The sequence below is a fragment of the Burkholderia sp. THE68 genome (assembly GCF_009938265.1).
In the GTDB taxonomy this organism is placed as follows: domain Bacteria; phylum Pseudomonadota; class Gammaproteobacteria; order Burkholderiales; family Burkholderiaceae; genus Caballeronia.
Map to the genome: position 1 here is coordinate 1,038,176 of NZ_AP022319.1, position 17,446 is coordinate 1,055,621.

A 17,446-nucleotide genomic window follows, 5' to 3' on the forward strand; every position below is an offset into this window, starting at 1 on the left:
GTGTTCGCGTCGGTCTATTAGCACAGGGGCAACGCAAATAGACCAACACGCCAACGGGATCCGGCGAAAACAAGACTCATCAAAACATCGGCATATGCAAATGATGCGGATCCGCGAGCATATCCACCACTCGCCGCACGGCTTCCCGGCAATCCTCCTGCCCCTGCGGCCCGCCAAGACACAGACGCAACGCATTCGGCGGATTGCCATCCGTGGAAAACGCAGCCCCGGCCACCGCCCCGATGCCTTGATTGCGCAACTGCAACGCGAGTTCGGAAGCACTCCAGTCGCACATCGGCGGCACGGGAAGCCACAGATGAAATCCATTCGGATCGGCATCGAAAGCAAACTCGCGAAGCTCGTCCGCCGCGATCGCCTGTCTCGCCGAAGCTTCATTGCGAATCGCGACGAGCACATCGGCGGCGGTGCCGTCATCGATCCAGCGCGTCGCGAGCAGCACGGTGAACGGGCTAGGCATGACCGTCGTCGCCCGCAATGCACCCGCGATGCGCTGCGTCTGCCGCGGCGTCGGCGCCTTCAGATAGCCGATCCGCAAGCCCGCACCGAGCGTCTTCGATAACCCGGTGACGTGATAAGTCAGCTCGGGCGCAAGCGCGGCCATCGCCGGCGGCGCGTCGGGCGGCAACATCCCGTAAGGCTCGTCCTCGATGATCGGCACGTTATAGCGCAACGCCACATCGGCGAGCGCTTCGCGGCGCTGGCGCGTCAAGGTCAGCGTGCTCGGATTCTGCAAAGTCGGATTGCAATAGAACCCGCCCGGCTTCTCCGACTTGCACAACGCCTCGAACGCATGCGGCAAAGGGCCGTCCTCGTCGCGCGGCAGCGCCTGCAACCGCACGCCCAGTTGCGACGCGATCGCCTTGATGCCGGGATAGGCGAGCGAGTCGAGGCAGATCATCTCGCCGGGCCGCGCAAGCTGCGACACCAGCGCCACGAGCGCGCCGTGAATGCCCGGGCACACGAGCACGGTATCGACATCGCAATCCCGCACGCGCGCGCGAAGCCACTCGCTTCCCGCCGCGCGATCCGTCGCCGTGCCGCCGAAATCCTGATAGCGCAGCAACTGATACGGATCCGCGCCGCGCATCAGCGAAGCCGCCGATTCACGCAAGCGCGCCGCGAGCGCGGGCGGCTCGGGCGGCATGTTCATCGACATCTCGACGCTGCTTCCGCCCGCCAGCGGCAACGTCTGCGTCCTGCCGCGCACGAAGGTGCCGCTGCCCGCGCGCGCATCGAGCAGGCCGCGCTTGCGCGCTTCAGCATAGGCGCGCGCGATCGTCGTGTAGTTCAGGCTCAGCAGATCCGCGAGATCGCGCAGTCCCGGCAGGCGATCGCGCGGCCGCAATCGTCCGCTCGCGAGGTCTTCCTCGATCAGATCGGGAATCGTCAGATACGCGGGCTTTCGGCTCTCTTCGAGTTTTCTGATCCAGTGATGCGTTGGCTGATTCATCGTCCGATAGCCCCGTGGAAATCGCACCTGATTGCATTGATCGCATCGATGCACGGCTTCGGTGTGCCGCGCACCATGCACACGCGCCTTTGCGCTGAAAGCGTGCGTGTCCCTTTCGCGCAGCGCTTCTGCGCGATGCCGCGAAAGCCCGTCCCACAAGCCGCAGCCAGAAAATTTTCGCGGCGCTCGCGCAAATTCGTTTTGCTTGATCGCAAAGTGATTGCATTTCGCGGGCCAATCATTGGCATATCCGTTGCGTTTGAGCGCTTGCCATCACTCGACAACCACGGAGAATGCCATGCCCGCAGTCAGTCAACCGCTTCACAAGAACGGCGATTATCTGGTCGACTACGAAGAAAAAGTCTTCGAGGACGTGAAGGCCGAGCCCGGCGAAAAAGCGCTCGTCACGTTCCATACGGTCGCGTTCGAAGGCTCGATCGGCTTCGTGAATCTGCTGCAGGCGACGCGCCTGCAACGCAAGGGTTTCGATACATCGGTGCTGCTCTACGGTCCCGGCGTCACCCTCGGTCTGCAACGCGGCTTTCCGACCCTCGGCGACGAAGCCTTCCCCGGCCATCTCAACTTCAACAAGCAACTGCAGAAGTTCATGGCCGAAGGCGGCAAGGTCTACGCATGCCGCTTCGCGTTGCAGGCGCTGTACGGACACGGCGAAGCGTCGCTGATCGAAGGCATCCGGCCGATCAACCCGCTCGACGTGCTCGATCTCCAGTTGCTTCATCGCAAGGAGAACGCGCTCATCATCCACACGTGGACCGTGTGACGATCATGGCCGCGACGCCCTCGACCAAACGCATCGTCCGCGCGGCCGCCGTGCAGATCGCGCCGGACTTCGAGCAGCCGGGCGGCACGCTAGACCGCGTGTGCACGGCCATCGATGAAGCCGCGGCGCAAGGCGTGCAACTGATCGTGTTCCCCGAAACCTTCGTGCCGTATTACCCGTACTTCTCGTTCGTGCGCGCGCCGGTCGCATCGGGCGCGGATCACATGAAGCTCTACGAGCAGGCGGTGGTCGTGCCGGGTCCGGTCACGCAGGCGGTCGCGCAACGTGCGCGGCTCGCGAACATGGTCGTCGTGCTCGGCGTGAACGAGCGCGATCACGGCAGCCTCTACAACACGCAACTCATCTTCGATACGGACGGCAAGCTGCTGCTCAAGCGCCGCAAGATCACGCCGACGTTTCATGAACGCATGATCTGGGGCCAAGGCGACGCGGCCGGTCTGAAGGTCGTCGAGACCGGCGTCGGACGCGTGGGCGCGCTCGCGTGCTGGGAGCACTACAACCCGCTCGCGCGCTATGCGCTGATGACGCAGCACGAAGAGATTCATTGCAGCCAGTTTCCCGGTTCGCTGGTCGGGCCGATCTTCGCGGAGCAGATCGAGGTGACGATCCGCCATCACGCGCTGGAGTCGGGCTGCTTCGTCGTCAACGCGACGGGATGGCTCACCGATGCGCAGATCGAAGCCATCACGCCCGATCCGAATCTTCAGCGCGCGTTGCGCGGCGGCTGCAACACCGCGATCGTGTCGCCGGAAGGCCAGCATCTCGCCGAGCCGTTGCGCGAGGGCGAGGGCATGGTGATCGCGGATCTGGACATGTCGCTCATCACGAAGCGCAAACGCATGATGGATTCGGTCGGCCACTACGCGCGTCCGGAGTTGCTGAGTCTTGCAATCAACGACCGGCCCGCATCGCCCGTCACTTCTTTCAAGGACACCCACGACGATGAGCGCGAGAGAGAACCTGCCGGCGTCGAGCCGGCAATTGATGACTGAGCTGCAGTCGACCGGTCTGCGGCTCGTCGATCCGCGCGCGGGCGTATCGAGCCGGCGCGGTGGCGCGGGGCCGTCGGATCACAAGGCGGTCACCGTCGACGGCGTGACGATCATGGTGCCCGTTCACACGAACACGGCTTGGGATTCGCCGTTCATCGCCGGGCAACCCGATGCGAACGGCAACAGCGCGCTCATGCGCGACGCCATTCCGATCGCCAACATCAGCTTTCCGAAGGCGCCGCGCTTCTACGCGATGCAGACACTCGACGGCGTGCCGTACTCGCATATCGCGACGCTGCACGGCGCGGATGTACTCGCGACGACGGTCCTGCAAACCTGCATCCGCTACGAAAGCCGCCGCAAGTCGTGCAAGTTCTGCGCGATCGGTCAATCGCTCGCGGCGGGGCGCACGATCGCGCGCAAGACGCCCGAGCAGCTTGCGGAAGTGGCGCGCATGGCCGTGTTGCTCGATGGCGTGAAGCACATGGTCCTCACGACCGGCACGCCGCCCACGCCCGATCGCGGCGCGCAGATCCTCTGCGACAGCGCCTTCGCCATCAAGGCCGCCGTGAATCTGCCGATCCAGGCGCAGTGCGAGCCGCCCGACGACGATCGCTGGTTCGAGCGCATGAAGGCGAGCGGCATCGATACGCTCGGCATGCATCTCGAAGCCGTCACGCCCGCCGTGCGTGACCGCATCATGCCGGGCAAGGCGACGGTGCCCGTCGCGCGCTACATGGAAGCTTTCGAAGCGGCGGTGAAAGTGTTCGGGCGCGGACAGGTGAGCACGTACATCCTCGCGGGTCTGGGCGACAGCGCGGCGGCGATCGTGCAGATCGCGCGCGAATGCATCGCCATCGGCGTGTATCCGTTCGTCGTGCCGTTCGTGCCGATCAGCGGCACGCCGCTCGAAGATCATCCCGCGCCCACACCGGACTTCATGCGCACGGTGCTCGCGCCCATCGGTGCGATGCTGGCCGATGCCGGCATGCGTTCCGCCGATATCAAGGCGGGCTGCGGCAAATGCGGCGCGTGCTCGTCGCTTTCTTCGTACGAGGTCTGAACATGTTCGTCGATGCCATTGAAGGCGATGCGCTCGCGCTGGATTACACGCCGGTCGAATATCGCGTGAAATGGGCGACGCTGCCGTGGGAAGCGATTGAGGCGTACAAGCTGCGGCGCGCGGTGTTCTGCATCGAGCAGGGCGTGTTCGCCGGCGACGATCGCGACGAGATCGACGCGCGCGCGCAACTGCTCGTCGCCTTGAGTTGTGTCGCGGGCATGCCCGAGCAGGTCGTCGGCACGGTGCGTATCCACGAGAACGAACCGGGCGTGTGGTTCGGCTCGCGGCTCGCGGTGCATGCGGCGTTTCGCTCGCACGCGAAGATCGGCGCGACGCTCATCCGGCTTGCGGTGTCGAGCGCGCATGCGCAAGGTTGCGAGACGTTCCTCGCGCACGTTCAGGCGCAGAACGTGCCGCTTTTCCAGCGTTTGAACTGGACATCGCTTGGCGAGGAAACGCTGTTCGGCCGGCCGCATCATCTGATGCGCGCGCAGCTCGAGGCCTATCCACCTTGTGTCACGCCGCAAAGCGGTTTCGTCGCGCTGTCGCGGAGGATGTCGTGAGCGCGCTCGCCGAAGTGGTCGAGCGCTTGCGCGAGAGCCGCGGCTTTCGTCACAAGCGCGATATCTCGCAGGTGCTTTCACGCTTGCCGCAAGGCGCGCAGAGCGTCGCGATTGGCGACGACTGCGCCGCGATTCCCGATGGCGACAGCTACATGCTGTTCGCGATCGAAGGTCTCGTGAGCGACTTCGTTCGCACGATGCCGTGGTTCGCGGGCTATAGCGCCGTGATGGTCAACGTCAGCGATATCTACGCGATGGGCGGCCGTCCCATCGCTGTAGTCGATGCGTTGTGGAGCGGTAATGCGCAAGACGCACGCGACATGCTCGCGGGCATGGCGGCGGCATCGGCGGCGTACGGCGTGCCGATCGTCGGCGGACACAGCAACGTGCGCAGCGATAGTGCGCAACTCGCGGTCGCGATCGTCGGGCGGGCGCGCAAGCTTCTGACGAGCTTCGATGCGCGTCCCGGCGATGCGCTCGTCATGGCCGTCGATCTGCGCGGCAAATTCGAGGAGCCGTATCCGTTCTGGAACGCGTCGGTGGGCGCGCCGGAAGGCCGTGCGCGCGCGGACTTCGAACTGCTTCCCGCGCTGGCCGAAGACGGTCTGTGCGATGCCGCCAAGGACATCAGCATGGCCGGCGCGCTCGGCACTGCGTTGATGCTGCTCGAATGCTCGGACGTGGGCGCGCGCATCGATCTCGATGCACTGCCGCGCCCGCCCGATGTCGATATCGAACGCTGGCTTACGGCGTTTCCGAGCTTCGGTTTCGTGCTGTCCGTGCGCCGTGAACATATCGATGAAGTATGCGCGAGGTTCGCGTCGCGTTCGCTTGCATGCGCGGTGATCGGCGAAGTGGATGCGTCGCGCGAGATCGTCATCGAACGTGGTTCGGAACGCGCGCTGCTGTGGAATCTGCGCGACGAGCCGTTCATATGTGCGCGATGAACCGTATGCGGATCGCACTGCTCACGCATTCGGTGAATCCGCGCGGCGGCGTCGTGCATACGCTCGAACTCGGACGCGCACTGCACGCGTGCGGACACGACGTCACGGTGTTCGCGCCCGCGCGCGCTGGCGAAGCGATGTTTCGCGCGTCGCCTTTCAGTGTCGTGCTGGCGCGTATCGAAGGCGCGCAGGAAGGACTTGTCGCGATGGTCGATGAACGCATTCGCGCATTGAAGCGCGCGCTCATCGATGAGGGCGTGGAACGCTACGACGTGCTGCATGCGCAGGACAGCATCGGCGGAAATGCGCTCGCGGAGCTCAAGGCGCAGGGCGCGATTCGCGCCTTCGTGCGTACCGTCCATCATCTCGATCACTTCGATGACGTGCAACTCGCGCACTGGCAACGGCGCGCATGGCAGGACGCCGACGCCGTGCTGTGCGTGAGCGAAGCATGGGCGCGCACGATGCGCTCGACATACGGTATCGCGGCGCAAACGGTGACGAACGGGATCGATCGAACGCGCTACGGAGCGGCGTTCGATGACGAATGCGATGCATTGCGCGAACGCTTCGGCATCGGCGCGGGGCCGGTCGTGCTCGCGGTCGGCGGCATCGAGGAGCGCAAGAACACGTCGATGCTGCTCGAAGCGTTCGCATCGTTGCGTGTGCAACGACCGTCGGCGCAACTCGTGCTCGCGGGTGGCGCGAGCCTTCTCGATCACGATGCCTATACGCGCCGCTTCCTCGCGCGCGCCGCCGAACTCAAGCTCGACGTGAGCGATAAGGGCACGCCGGTCATCGTCACCGGCGCGCTGTCCGATGCATCGATGCCTGCGCTCTATCGCCTCGCCGACGCGGTCTCGATGATCTCACTGCGCGAAGGCTTCGGGCTCGTCGTGCTGGAAGCGCTGGCGAGCGAGCGGCCCGTGATCGTGTCGCGAATCGCGCCATTCACCGACTATCTCGACGATACGACCTGTGTCTTCGCCGATCCGCACGACGCCCATTCGATCGCCGATGCGCTCGCCAAAGCGCTCGACGGCGCAAGCGGCATCGACTTCCTTCATGCCGTGCCCGCGCTGCTCAGGCGCTTTACGTGGCAAGCCAGCGCCGCGCGGCATCTCGACATCTACGGCAAGCTCAACGCATAGAGGAAACACGACCATGCCAGTCATGCACTTTCGAATTCGCTGGCCCGATGGCGTTGAAGCGAATTGCTATTCGCCATCGACTGTCGTCGGCGAGTTCTTCACGGCGGGCGAGCGTTACGACGTCGGCGAATTCGTCGCGCGTTCGCGCGAGGCGCTCAACATCGGCTCGGAACGCGTGCGCGAAAAGTATGGCTTCGCCTGCTCCGCCGCGCTCGATCAGCTCGCGCGCATCGAAGAGGATGCGCGCCGCTTCACCGCAACGCACGACGCGCACGTCACCGTGCTCGCGCTCGAGTGATTCATTCATCTGCCGAAGAGGATGCGGATATGTCGAACGTTCAATCGACGCATTACAGCGTGATCGTCGTGGGTGGCGGGCAGGCGGGACTGTCGGTCAGCCACTTTCTGCAGCAGGCGAACATCGATCATCTCGTGCTCGAAAAGCACACGCTCACGCATACGTGGCGCACGCAACGCTGGGACACGTTCTGCCTCGTGACGCCCAACTGGCAATGCGCGCTGCCGGGACACCCGTACGCCGGCGCGGACCCGCACGGCTTCATGAAGAAGGACGAGATCATCGCGTATCTCGACGGCTTCATCGAGAAGGTGCACGCGCCCGTGCTCGAAGATGCGGCGGTCACGCGCGTCAGGCGCGGCGCGGATGGACGTTACTTCGTGGCAAGCTCGCGCGGCGAGTTCACGGCCGATCAGATCGTGGTCGCGTCGGGCGGCTATCACACGCCGATCGTGCCGCGCATGGCCGAACGTTTGCCCGCGCGGATCGCTCAGGTGCAGTCGTCGGATTATCGCAATGCGGATGCGTTGCCGCCGGGCGCGATGCTCGTCGTCGGTTCGGGGCAGTCGGGCGCGCAGATCGCGGAGGATTTGCATCTGGCGGGCCGCAAGGTGCATCTCGCGGTGGGTGAAGCGCCGCGTTGCGCGCGTTTCTATCGCGGTCGCGATGTGGTCGACTGGCTCGCGGACATGCGTTACTACGACATGCCCGTGACCGATCATCCGCTGCGCGAAGGCGTGCGCGACAACACCAATCATTATGTGACGGGCCGCGACGGCGGCCGCGATATCGACTTGCGCCGCTTCGCGCTGGAAGGCATGGAACTGTTCGGCCGTCTGGAAGACTTTCGCGACGGCAAGCTGCGTTTTGCGCCGAACCTGCGCGCGAACCTCGACGACGCCGACGATACCTATAACCGCATCAACGCGAGCATCGACGGATTCATCGCGAAGCACGGCATCGATGCGCCGGCTGCCGCGCGTTACGAGCCGCTGTGGCATCCGGATGGCGAACGCGTCGAACTGAATCTCGAGGCGAGCGGGATCGGGGCAGTGGTGTGGTGCATCGGCTTCACGCCGGATTTCGGCTGGCTCGACGCGCCGGTCTTCAACGGTCGCGGCCACCCGGCGCACTTGCGCGGCGTGACGGCGGTGCCGGGAGTCTATTTCGTCGGTCTGCCGTGGTTGCACACGTGGGGATCGGGCCGCTTCTCGGGCGTCGCGCGCGACGCGCAATACATTGTCGATGCGATCTGCGCCGAGCGCGCGAACGCGCCCGATCGCATATCGATTGCGTGCGCGTGAAGCTTACTTCACCGATGCGGTATCGATGGCACGCGCCGAATCAGCGGGCAGCACCGAGGTCAGCACGCTGGCCGGCACGTGCTGCGCTTCGTCCTGCGACACCGCGCCGACGAACTTCCATCCCGACGGCATCTTCACGAACGTGAAGCCGGTGGGCTGATCGACGAACACCGAATACGGCGCGGGCGAGGCCGCCGTGGTTTGCGCGAACGACACGAGCGGGCTCATCAGCAGCAACGCGGCGGCAAGCGCGGACAAAGTCGGTTTCATGACGACACTCCTAAGAAGGTTCCGGGATTTATGTAACGATCAATACACATATTTGAACATCGTCGCGCGACAGCGTCCAGTTATTTTGTTACGATCGACACATAATTCTGAATTTCAGTGCGCGTACTAATCGCTGGCGCGCACGAGGAGCGAGACATGTCGTCGGAAATACGGGAGACGCCGCACAAGGCACGCGGGCGGCCGCGCGCGTTCGATCGCGAGGCGGCGCTGCGAAGCGCGATGGACGTGTTCTGGGCCAAGGGCTTCGACACCTGCTCGATGGCCGATCTCGTCGACGCGATGGGCATCAATTCGCCGAGCCTCTACGCCGCGTTCGGCAGCAAGGAGGATCTGTACCGCGAAGCGGTCGAACTCTATACGGGAGCGGAAGGCGGCGCGGCGCTGCGTCAGTTGCAGGCGCACGAATCCGTGCGCGACGGACTGCGCGCGATGTTCCGCGCGAGCGTCGAACTCTTCACCGGCACACAGAATCCACGCGGTTGCATGATATTTCTGGGCGCGATGTCCGTCGGCGTCGAGCACGCGCAGTTGCGCGCCGAGATGCAGAAGCTCAGGCGCAAGGTGGCGTCGATCGTCGCGTTGCGGCTCGCGCAGGCTGTCGAAAACGGCGAGTTCGACGCGCGCACCGACGTTCAGGCGCTCGCCGCGCTATGTATGACGCTGTTCGCGGGTCTTTCGATTCAGGCGCAGGACGGCGTGCGCCGCGCGGCGCTCTTCGCGGCGATCGATCAGTTCATCGCGACGCTGCCGCTGCGCGCGAAACGCCGAACGTGAAACGATCGCGGCTCATGCGCACTGGGACGAAACAAACTGTGCGTGCGCTTGCTCGTGCGCCGAGTGACGGGACAAAATGCCCGACACACGGCATCACGGAGCATTGCCATGACGACCCAGGTCATCAGTTTTTTCGCCGACGGCAGCGCACGCGCGTCGTTCGAGAATCACCGCCGCTATTGCGCTCGCCATTCCTACTCGCACGAATATGTCGATGTGAGTTCGATCGGCTGGCCGCATCTGCGCCTGTACCAGAAATACCAGGTGTTGTTGCGTACGCTTCGCGCCTGCGCCGAAGGCGATCTCGTGCTGCTGCTCACGCAGGACTGCATGCTGTTGCGCGACGTCCCGTGTGAGACGTTGATGCGCGACGAAAGCCGCGACTGGATCGTCTCGTACCGGGACAGCGCAGCCAACGATGTATTGGCGTCGTTCCAGCTCTGGCGTAATACGCCCGCCGCGCGCGAACGCGTCGAGCGCCTTTGCGCGGGCACGAAGTTCGGCGGGGCGCTCGCGAGCGAAACCGACTTGCTGCGCGCACTGGAGCCGTGTTCGTTCAACGTGGCGATCGAGGGATACGTGCCCGTCGTGCTTGCCGCGCTGCACGTCCATCCGGTATGGACCGAATGGCCCGCGTTCGCGCTTGCGCTCGCGGATTTGCCGGACGCGCCGCACAACCAGCCCGTGTTTGCCGATCTGCGCGATCTGCTCGCGGAACACGTCAACGATTGCCAGTCGCGCGGCGCGCCGTATCTCGCTTTGCCGCCGCCGGAAGCCGGCGAAGCGCGATACGAAGCGTGGAACGGCCACGCACCGATCGCACTCGCGATGCTCTATACGCCGAACATCCGCGAATACGGGGCAATCGCCGAGCGCAATGTGCGCCGCTATTGCGAGCGGCACGGCTACGCGCTGCACCTTTATCGCGATGTGCCGCTGGAAGCGGGCGCAAGCGGCAACTGGCTGAAACCGTGGGTGTTGCTGCGCCACCTCCCCGAGCACGAATGGATTTTCTGGATCGATGCCGACGTGCTCGTGGTCGATCAGGGTCAGCCGCTCGAATCGCTGTTGCAGAACCGCGACCGCGTGATCGCGACGGACATGAGCTTGCAGTTCAATTCAGGCATCCTGGGCTTTCGCAACACGCAGCAGAATCTCGACCTGCTGACGGAGATCGAGCAGACCATCGGCGGGATCGCGGATAAATCCTCCACCTATGCGAGCGGCGGCGATCAGGACGTGTTCATCAAGGTGCTGCAGCGGCACGGTCTGGCAGAGGACCGCGATCTCTTCGACTGCATGACGATCAACACGCCATACCAGCTTCAGAGCCGCGACAGCTTCATGGTGCACTACATGCATATGTGGCCGTCGCTGCGCGCGCTCCTGATGCATCACGGCGACCTGACGAGCCAGATGCGCGGCGCGCGCCGTCCTTGACTTTCTGATCGTTTACGCGCGAGCATGAAACGCGTTCGCGCGGTGCTGCCGCGCGGGCGTCGCCTCTGTACGTAGTCCCTACTTACACATCATTCCGATGTCGACGCGCCCGCCCACAACACGGCAGCAGATCCGCCTCTGCACGGCGAGCGACGGCGTGCGCATCGCGTATGCGACGTGCGGTTCGGGCCCGCCGCTCATCAAGGCGGCGAACTGGCTCAGTCATCTGGAACTGGACTTTACGAGCCCGGTCTGGAGCCATCTGATGCGCGAACTGTGCAGCCGCCACACGTTGATTCGCTACGATCAGCGCGGCTGCGGTCTCTCCGACCACGATGTCGGCGATATTTCCTTCGGCGCCTGGCTGCGCGATCTCGAAACCGTCGTCGATGCGAGCGGCCTCGAACGCTTTCCGCTGCTCGGGATTTCGCAGGGCGCGTCGATCGCCATCGCGTATGCGGTGGCGCATCCCGAGCGCGTCACGCATCTCGTGCTGCACGGCGGCTACGCGCGCGGCCGTTTGAAACGAACGTGCGATCCGGCGCTGCACGAGGAAGCCGAAATGCTCGTGAAGCTCGCGGAGCTCGGCTGGGGCAAGCACAATCCGGCATTTCGTCAGTTCTTTACGACGCAGTTCATTCCTGGCGGCACGCCGCAGCAGCATCACTGGTTCAACGAACTCGAACGTCTCACGACGACGCCGCGCAACGCCGCGCGCATCATGCGCGTGTTCAACGAGATCGACGTGGTCGATCTGCTGCCGCGCGTGCAATGTCCGACGCTCGTGCTGCACGCTAGCGGCGACGCGCGCGTGCCCTTCGACGAAAGCCGACTGCTCGCCGGGCAGATTCCCGGCGCGCGCTTCGTGCCGCTCGAAAGCGAGAACCATCTCACGCTCGAATTCGACGCCGCCTGGCCGCGCTGGTGCGAGGAAGTGCGCGCGTTCCTGCCCTCGGCGCAAGTGAGCGATCCCGCGTTTTCCGCGTTGACGCCGCGCGAGCGCGATATCGTCGAATTGCTCGCGGGCGGGCGCGACAACGCGCAGATCGCCGCGCGCCTCGCGCTCAGCGAGAAGACGGTGCGCAATCACATCACCAGCATCTTCTCGAAGCTCGAAGTCGAGAGCCGCGCGCAGGCGATCGTGCTCGCGCGCCGCGCGGGCTTCGACGCGTCCGCCTGAGCCTGCCCAAGCCCGTCGGGACACAGGTCCCCCTTTCCCGCCGACAAAACCCAGCGTCCCGGTACACAACCGGGACATGCGCCTCATGTGCGCAAACGCGCCTTTCCCGAGAATGATTCGCAGAACGGTGACGCGACGAATGACCCTACGCCGACCTGTTCGACGCAGCGCGCCGCTCTACATGGCGCCCATTTCATCGCAATCATCGACGCAGAGTCATCCCGGAGTTCGCACATGAAAGCTGTTCAACACGAGTCCGCCAAGGTCAGTCCGCATCAACGCTATGCGAAGTGCATCGAAGTGTCCCGCCGCATCCGCTGGGATATCGATCGCGACGTATTGCGCGGCCGTCAATTCGATCCCGCGCACAAGTTCATGCCCGACGGGCTGTCCGAAGTGAACCGCCTGCCGTTTCTCGATACGCGCGAACGCCGCCTGATGTCGCAGATCCAGGGCCGTACCTACGCCAACATGTTCGGCATGATCGAGCGTTTCGTCGGCGCGAAGATGCTGGAAGTCGGATGCGATCACGCACTCGGCGACCAGACCGCGCTCGAAGCGATCGTCCGCTTCACGGATGAGGAACTGAAGCATCAGGAGCTGTTCCGCCGCGTCGAGGCGCTCGCGTCCCTCGCGCTGCCGCCCGGCTACCGCTTCGTCTCGCAGGCGGACGAAGTCGCCGCGTTCGTGCTCGGCAAATCCACCTGGTCGATTCTCGCGCTGACCTGTTGCGTCGAGATTGTCACGCAGGTGCACTACCGGCAGAGCATGGAGAGCGACGCGACCCTGTCGCCGCTCTTCAAGGACATCTTCCTGTTTCACTGGAAGGAAGAGTCGCAGCACGCGATCATCGACGAACTGGAGTGGCTGCGCGAGGATGCGCGCATCGACGACGCCGCGCGCGATGCCGCGATCGGCGATCTGATCGACCTCGTCGCCGCGATTGACGGCATGATGCAGGCCCAAGCCGCCGCCGATGCACATTACTTCGTCACGCTGCTCGACCGCGCGTTGTCGGATGACGAAGAGGCGAGCGTGCATGCGGCGCTGGTCGATGCGTATCGCTGGCAGTACATCATCTCGGGCGTCGACGAGCCGCGCTTCGGCGAGATTCTCGGCAGCGTGATCACCGAGGCGCAGGGCGAACGTCTTGGCGCGGCGCTCGCGCCGATCAGACGCCGCGCGCTCGCGAGCGAACTCGACGCGCTCGCCTGATTCGTTCAGGCCGATGCGGAAAGGCCGGGCGATCGCGCCCGTCCTTCGTCGTTTGTTGAAAGCAATACGTAAGAAAAAACGTTTTGCTGCTCTGCAAAACGCTGAATTACCGTGAAAATCTAGTTGTTACTGACGTACTGAACCGCGTGCTTTTCGTGCAACATATGCGTCAACAGGTAGCCGCCGTTCGCTGTCCCAAACTGATAACTAGATTGGACCATCATGCTCGCCGCACCGTTGCCGCACGCATCCGATATCGAGAAATTCGCCGAAGATCACGAACGCTTCGCGCGTCATACGCCATCCGAGATTTCCATCTGTCTGCGCAGTCTCGCGCAGCGCCGCGACATGCTGACCGTGACGAGCGCCGGCGGGCAGATCGTCACGCAATTGCTTGAAGTCGACGTGCGCGGCGCGCGCATCGTGTTCGACTGGGGCGGCGTCGAATCGGACAATCGCGCGTTGCTGGACGCGCGACAGTTGTATTTCAAGGGCGCGCCGGAGGGCGTGCGCGTCGAGTTCAGCACGGGCGCGGCGCACGCCGTGACTCATGAAGGGCGACAGGCGTTCGAAGCCGAGTTTCCCGCGAAGCTCTATCAGTTTCAGCGACGCGAATATTTCCGCGTGCCGGCGCCGATCCTCGATCCGTTCTACGCGAAAGGCGCATTCGCCGACGGCGAAGCGTTCCGCTACGAAGTGCACGATGTCTCGCTCGGCGGCATCGCGCTGCGCATGGACACGCCGCGTCTCGCGGAAACCGAGATCGGCACCGTGTTCAACGATGTCGTGCTGCATCTCGGTGCGGGCGTGGCCTTGCCCGTCGATCTGGAATTGCTGTCACCGCGCACCGTGACCACGCCGCGCGGCGACGTGCGCTATGTCGTCGGCTTTCGCTTCGTGCGACTCTCCGGCGCGGCGGAAAACGTGCTGCAGCGGCTCATCACGCGCATGGAGGCCAAGCGCCGCAGCCTCTCGGTGTAGGCCATGCGTGGAGTAGAATGCGTGCCTCCTTCCACTGCATCGCAACGCATGTTTCGCAAGGCCTGGCGCGGAGAAGAACGCTTCTGGAAAGTCTGGTGGCTGTTGGGCGTGCCGATCCACCTCGCATGGTGGTTCGTGTACCTCGACCTCTGGACGAGAGGCGTCACTCCCGAAACATTTCTGCTGCTCACTGTCTGGTTCTGGCCCGGCATGCTGGGCGTATTCGCCGTCTGCTCGGCGTTGTATCTGCTGTGGTGCACGCTCGCCTGGCGCTGCTCGGGCAATGTCGATCGCCGCGTGTGGACCTATGTCGCGCGCGTGCTGATCGGCGTCGGGCTCGGCTCGTTTCTCACCGAATGCGTGCTGATTCTCTCGGCGCCGTTCGCCTGAATCGCGGAGCAATTCCACGCACGTTCGTCCAGTTAGCGTGCACAATGTCCGGGCTTGCAGCAGGCCTACGAACGGACAAAAACGCGCATGCTCAACGAATTCGCCCGGACGGTTCTCGTGATCGTCGCCGGATTATTCCCGATCATCAATCCGCCGGCGACGGCGCTCGTCGTGCTGAGCATGCTGCCGCATATCGGCGATGACGATCGCGCGGAACTCGCGCGGCGCATCTGCATCAACAGCTTCGCAATTCTGCTGGCGTCGCTTTCGATCGGCGCATACGTGCTGTCGTTCTTCGGCATCTCGATTCCGGTGCTGCGCGTGGCGGGCGGCCTGGTCGTCGCGATGGCGGGCTGGGGTCTGCTCCAGGCGCCCGATGACGACGACGCCGCCGAAACCGCGCCCCGGCCGCGCAGCGGCGCGACGCTGCGCGCGAAGGCCTTCTATCCGCTGACGCTGCCGATCACCGTCGGGCCGGGCGCGATCGCGGTCGCCATCGCGCTCGGCACGGGCTCGCCGCGCCACGGCGTGCAGCCGGTGCATATCGCGGGCGTGGGCGTCGGACTGGTGATCCTGTGTGCGAGCATCTATGTGTGCGTGCGCTTCGCCGGGCATCTCGAACGTCTGCTCGGCACCGCCGGCACGCAGGTCGCGATGCGCCTCTTCGCGTTCGTCATCTTCTGCATCGGCGTGCAGATTCTGTGGCTCGGGCTATCGGAACTGATTGCCTCGGTGCATCTCACCATCAAATAGCGGATTCCCCGGACAAACCCCAAGCGACGCTCACCGACGCCGCCGATACCATTTTTCGTCGCATGGTAGCGCAACCATCAAGGAGAGGCTGTTTGACTTCGAATCGCAAGAAGCCGGAGGAACTGCGCAGTCACCGCTGGTACGGCGTGAACGACCTGCGCTCGTTCGGCCACCGCTCGCGCACGGCGCAAATGGGTTATCACCCGTCCGATTACATGGGCAAGCCGGTGATCGCCGTGGTCAATACGTGGAGCGAGATCAACTCGTGCCACACGCATTTCAAACAGCGCGTCGAGGAAGTGAAGCGCGGCGTCTGGCAGGCGGGCGGCTTTCCTGTCGAAATGCCGGTGATGACGCTCGCCGAGCCGTTCCAGAAGCCGACGACGATGCTCTACCGCAACTTCCTCGCGATGGAAGTGGAGGAAGTGCTGCGCTCGTATCCGTTCGACGGCTGCGTGCTGATGGGCGGTTGCGACAAGACCACGCCCGGTCTTCTGATGGGCGCGATCAGCATGGATCTGCCCGCGATCTATCTGCCCGCCGGACCGATGCTGCGCGGCGACTGGAATGGCCGCACTCTCGGCAGCGGCTCGGATACGTGGAAATACTGGGCGGAACTGCGCGCGGGCAGGATCAGCGAGGACGAGTGGAAGGGCGTGGAAAGCGGCATCGCGCGCTCGCCGGGCCATTGCATGACGATGGGTACCGCATCCACGATGACGAGCGCCGCCGAAGCGCTCGGCATGACGCTGCCGGGCTTCGCGTCGATTCCGGCGGTGGACTCGCGGCATGCGCAGCATGCGTCGCTGACGGGACAGCGCATCGTCGAGATGGTGTGGGCGGACCTGAAGCCGTCCGACATTCTCACGCCGAAGTCCTTCGACAACGCGGTGACGACCGTGCTCGCGCTGTCCGGCTCGACCAACGCGATCGTGCATCTGGTGGCGGTCGCGCGGCGCGCGGGCGTGCCGCTCACGACCGCGCGCTTCGACGAACTCGCGCGCGTGACGCCGGTGCTCGGCAACATCCGTCCGGCCGGCAAGTATCTGATGGAAGACTTCTTCTACGCGGGCGGCCTGCGCGCGCTGCTCGCCGAACTGGGCAAATTGATCGATGGCTCGCAACTAACCGTCAATGGCGCGACGCTCGGCGAGAACATCGCGGGCGCCGAAATTTTCGACGACGACGTGATTCGCCGTCGCGACAATCCCCTGGTTCCGAACGACGGTCTCGCGGTGCTCACGGGCAACCTCGCGCCCGATGGCGCCGTGATCAAACCCGCGGCGATGGAAGCGCATTTGCTGAAACATCGTGGGCCGGCGGTCGTGTTCAAGGACTACGCCGACATGTCCGCGCGCATCGACGACGAAGCGCTCGACATCGACGCCGATTCGGTGATCGTGCTCCAGCACGCGGGGCCGGTGGGCGCGCCGGGCATGCCGGAGTGGGGCCAGTTGCCGATTCCGCAAAAGCTGCTGAAGCAGGGCGTGCGCGACATGGTCCGCATTTCAGATGCGCGCATGAGCGGCACGAGCTATGGCGCGTGCGTGCTGCATGTGGCGCCGGAATCGTTCGTCGGCGGGCCGCTCGCGCTGGTGAAGGATGGCGATATCGTCGAGCTGGACGTGCCTGCGCGCCGCCTGCATCTCGATGTCGGCGACGATGAGCTTGCCGCGCGCAAGCGCGCATGGAAAGCGCCGAAGCGTCCGTTCGAACGCGGTTTCGGCGTGATGCATCAACTGCATGTGACGCAGGCGGACAAGGGCTGCGATTTCGATTTTCTCGAAGAGAGAACCGCGACGGGCGGCGAACCGGACATTCACTGAGGCGC

General features: G+C 64.5%; 18 protein-coding genes. 16 read left to right on the forward strand and 2 right to left on the reverse strand.

Features of this window, described 5'->3' with window-relative positions:
- Positions 1–79: 79 nt before the first annotated feature.
- The gene (locus BTHE68_RS33215) at positions 80–1,471 is read right to left on the reverse strand and encodes an aminotransferase-like domain-containing protein (RefSeq protein ID WP_162070498.1); all 1,392 of its coding nucleotides are present in this window, start codon (positions 1,469–1,471) and stop codon (positions 80–82) included.
- Positions 1,472–1,769: 298 nt separating this feature from the next.
- Here BTHE68_RS33215 and BTHE68_RS33220 point away from each other — a divergent pair, with 298 nt between their 5' ends.
- The 8 genes from BTHE68_RS33220 to BTHE68_RS33255 are packed head-to-tail and all read left to right on the forward strand — an operon-like array spanning position 1,770 to position 8,591.
- Positions 1,770–2,252, forward strand: a complete 483-nt coding sequence (locus tag BTHE68_RS33220; RefSeq protein ID WP_061177135.1) for an MSMEG_0572/Sll0783 family nitrogen starvation response protein — start codon at positions 1,770–1,772, stop codon at positions 2,250–2,252.
- 5 nt (positions 2,253–2,257) lie between these two features.
- Positions 2,258–3,265, forward strand: a complete 1,008-nt coding sequence (locus BTHE68_RS33225) for a Nit6803 family nitrilase (protein ID WP_162070499.1) — start codon at positions 2,258–2,260, stop codon at positions 3,263–3,265.
- Positions 3,258–4,328: an MSMEG_0568 family radical SAM protein gene (locus BTHE68_RS33230; protein ID WP_162070965.1), complete on the forward strand. Its 1,071-nt coding sequence runs from the start codon at positions 3,258–3,260 to the stop codon at positions 4,326–4,328. The genes BTHE68_RS33225 and BTHE68_RS33230 overlap by 8 nt, the downstream gene beginning before the upstream one ends.
- 2 nt (positions 4,329–4,330) lie before the next feature.
- The gene (locus BTHE68_RS33235) at positions 4,331–4,891 is read left to right on the forward strand and encodes an MSMEG_0567/Sll0786 family nitrogen starvation N-acetyltransferase (RefSeq protein WP_162070500.1); all 561 of its coding nucleotides are present in this window, start codon (positions 4,331–4,333) and stop codon (positions 4,889–4,891) included.
- Positions 4,888–5,838: a sll0787 family AIR synthase-like protein gene (locus tag BTHE68_RS33240; protein WP_162070501.1), complete on the forward strand. Its 951-nt coding sequence runs from the start codon at positions 4,888–4,890 to the stop codon at positions 5,836–5,838. Before BTHE68_RS33235 ends, BTHE68_RS33240 begins: the two co-directional genes overlap by 4 nt.
- Entirely contained in the window at positions 5,826–6,989 is a 1,164-nt protein-coding gene (locus BTHE68_RS33245) for an MSMEG_0565 family glycosyltransferase (RefSeq protein WP_502710616.1), read from the forward strand. Before BTHE68_RS33240 ends, BTHE68_RS33245 begins: the two co-directional genes overlap by 13 nt.
- Positions 6,990–7,002: 13 nt before the next feature.
- Complete coding sequence (locus BTHE68_RS33250; RefSeq protein ID WP_162070502.1) at positions 7,003–7,287, forward strand: MSMEG_0570 family nitrogen starvation response protein; 285 nt, start codon at positions 7,003–7,005, stop codon at positions 7,285–7,287.
- A 29-nt stretch (positions 7,288–7,316) separates the two neighbouring features.
- Positions 7,317–8,591, forward strand: coding sequence for an MSMEG_0569 family flavin-dependent oxidoreductase (locus BTHE68_RS33255; protein ID WP_162070503.1), 1,275 nt, complete (start codon positions 7,317–7,319; stop codon positions 8,589–8,591).
- 3 nt (positions 8,592–8,594) lie between these two features.
- Here BTHE68_RS33255 and BTHE68_RS33260 read toward each other — a convergent pair whose 3' ends face one another.
- The gene (locus BTHE68_RS33260) at positions 8,595–8,861 is read right to left on the reverse strand and encodes a hypothetical protein (RefSeq protein WP_162070504.1); all 267 of its coding nucleotides are present in this window, start codon (positions 8,859–8,861) and stop codon (positions 8,595–8,597) included.
- Between the two features lie 156 nt (positions 8,862–9,017).
- On the opposite strand from BTHE68_RS33260, the gene BTHE68_RS33265 reads away from it, so the two are divergent.
- The 8 genes from BTHE68_RS33265 to araD all read left to right on the forward strand — a co-directional run bounded on the left by BTHE68_RS33265 (position 9,018) and on the right by araD (position 17,441).
- A complete protein-coding gene (locus BTHE68_RS33265) occupies positions 9,018–9,656 on the forward strand; it encodes a TetR/AcrR family transcriptional regulator (RefSeq protein ID WP_162070505.1) in 639 nt (212 codons plus the stop codon).
- Positions 9,657–9,764: 108 nt separating this feature from the next.
- Positions 9,765–11,096, forward strand: coding sequence for a glycosyltransferase family protein (locus tag BTHE68_RS33270; protein WP_162070506.1), 1,332 nt, complete (start codon positions 9,765–9,767; stop codon positions 11,094–11,096).
- A 97-nt stretch (positions 11,097–11,193) separates the two neighbouring features.
- The gene (locus BTHE68_RS33275) at positions 11,194–12,276 is read left to right on the forward strand and encodes an alpha/beta fold hydrolase (RefSeq protein WP_162070507.1); all 1,083 of its coding nucleotides are present in this window, start codon (positions 11,194–11,196) and stop codon (positions 12,274–12,276) included.
- A gap of 234 nt (positions 12,277–12,510) precedes the next feature.
- Complete coding sequence (locus BTHE68_RS33280; protein WP_162070508.1) at positions 12,511–13,491, forward strand: hypothetical protein; 981 nt, start codon at positions 12,511–12,513, stop codon at positions 13,489–13,491.
- Between the two features lie 222 nt (positions 13,492–13,713).
- A complete protein-coding gene (locus tag BTHE68_RS33285; protein WP_162070509.1) occupies positions 13,714–14,472 on the forward strand; it encodes a flagellar brake protein in 759 nt (252 codons plus the stop codon).
- Positions 14,473–14,493: 21 nt separating this feature from the next.
- Positions 14,494–14,862 carry a hypothetical protein gene (locus tag BTHE68_RS33290; protein WP_225936438.1) on the forward strand — a complete coding sequence of 123 codons (369 nt, stop codon included), beginning with the start codon at positions 14,494–14,496 and terminating at the stop codon, positions 14,860–14,862.
- Between the two features lie 87 nt (positions 14,863–14,949).
- Positions 14,950–15,615, forward strand: coding sequence for a MarC family protein (locus BTHE68_RS33295; RefSeq protein WP_162070510.1), 666 nt, complete (start codon positions 14,950–14,952; stop codon positions 15,613–15,615).
- Between the two features lie 62 nt (positions 15,616–15,677).
- The gene (gene araD, locus BTHE68_RS33300) at positions 15,678–17,441 is read left to right on the forward strand and encodes an L-arabinonate dehydratase (RefSeq protein ID WP_162070511.1); all 1,764 of its coding nucleotides are present in this window, start codon (positions 15,678–15,680) and stop codon (positions 17,439–17,441) included.
- The last annotated feature ends 5 nt before the right edge of the window (positions 17,442–17,446 follow it).

What these genes read in the sequence shown, in the direction of transcription:
- BTHE68_RS33230 (WP_162070965.1), top strand. Translation starts at nt 3,258, where the DNA reads ATGACTGAGCTGCAGTCGACCGGTCTGCGGCTCGTCGATCCGCGCGCG.
- araD (WP_162070511.1), top strand. Translation starts at nt 15,678, where the DNA reads ATGGTAGCGCAACCATCAAGGAGAGGCTGTTTGACTTCGAATCGCAAG.
- BTHE68_RS33215 (WP_162070498.1), bottom strand. Translation starts at nt 1,471, where the DNA reads ATGAATCAGCCAACGCATCACTGGATCAGAAAACTCGAAGAGAGCCGA.
- BTHE68_RS33225 (WP_162070499.1), top strand. Translation starts at nt 2,258, where the DNA reads ATGGCCGCGACGCCCTCGACCAAACGCATCGTCCGCGCGGCCGCCGTG.
- BTHE68_RS33250 (WP_162070502.1), top strand. Translation starts at nt 7,003, where the DNA reads ATGCCAGTCATGCACTTTCGAATTCGCTGGCCCGATGGCGTTGAAGCG.
- BTHE68_RS33270 (WP_162070506.1), top strand. Translation starts at nt 9,765, where the DNA reads ATGACGACCCAGGTCATCAGTTTTTTCGCCGACGGCAGCGCACGCGCG.
- BTHE68_RS33275 (WP_162070507.1), top strand. Translation starts at nt 11,194, where the DNA reads ATGTCGACGCGCCCGCCCACAACACGGCAGCAGATCCGCCTCTGCACG.
- BTHE68_RS33295 (WP_162070510.1), top strand. Translation starts at nt 14,950, where the DNA reads ATGCTCAACGAATTCGCCCGGACGGTTCTCGTGATCGTCGCCGGATTA.
- BTHE68_RS33285 (WP_162070509.1), top strand. Translation starts at nt 13,714, where the DNA reads ATGCTCGCCGCACCGTTGCCGCACGCATCCGATATCGAGAAATTCGCC.
- BTHE68_RS33235 (WP_162070500.1), top strand. Translation starts at nt 4,331, where the DNA reads ATGTTCGTCGATGCCATTGAAGGCGATGCGCTCGCGCTGGATTACACG.
- BTHE68_RS33265 (WP_162070505.1), top strand. Translation starts at nt 9,018, where the DNA reads ATGTCGTCGGAAATACGGGAGACGCCGCACAAGGCACGCGGGCGGCCG.
- BTHE68_RS33220 (WP_061177135.1), top strand. Translation starts at nt 1,770, where the DNA reads ATGCCCGCAGTCAGTCAACCGCTTCACAAGAACGGCGATTATCTGGTC.
- BTHE68_RS33255 (WP_162070503.1), top strand. Translation starts at nt 7,317, where the DNA reads ATGTCGAACGTTCAATCGACGCATTACAGCGTGATCGTCGTGGGTGGC.
- BTHE68_RS33280 (WP_162070508.1), top strand. Translation starts at nt 12,511, where the DNA reads ATGAAAGCTGTTCAACACGAGTCCGCCAAGGTCAGTCCGCATCAACGC.
- BTHE68_RS33245 (WP_502710616.1), top strand. Translation starts at nt 5,826, where the DNA reads ATGTGCGCGATGAACCGTATGCGGATCGCACTGCTCACGCATTCGGTG.
- BTHE68_RS33260 (WP_162070504.1), bottom strand. Translation starts at nt 8,861, where the DNA reads ATGAAACCGACTTTGTCCGCGCTTGCCGCCGCGTTGCTGCTGATGAGC.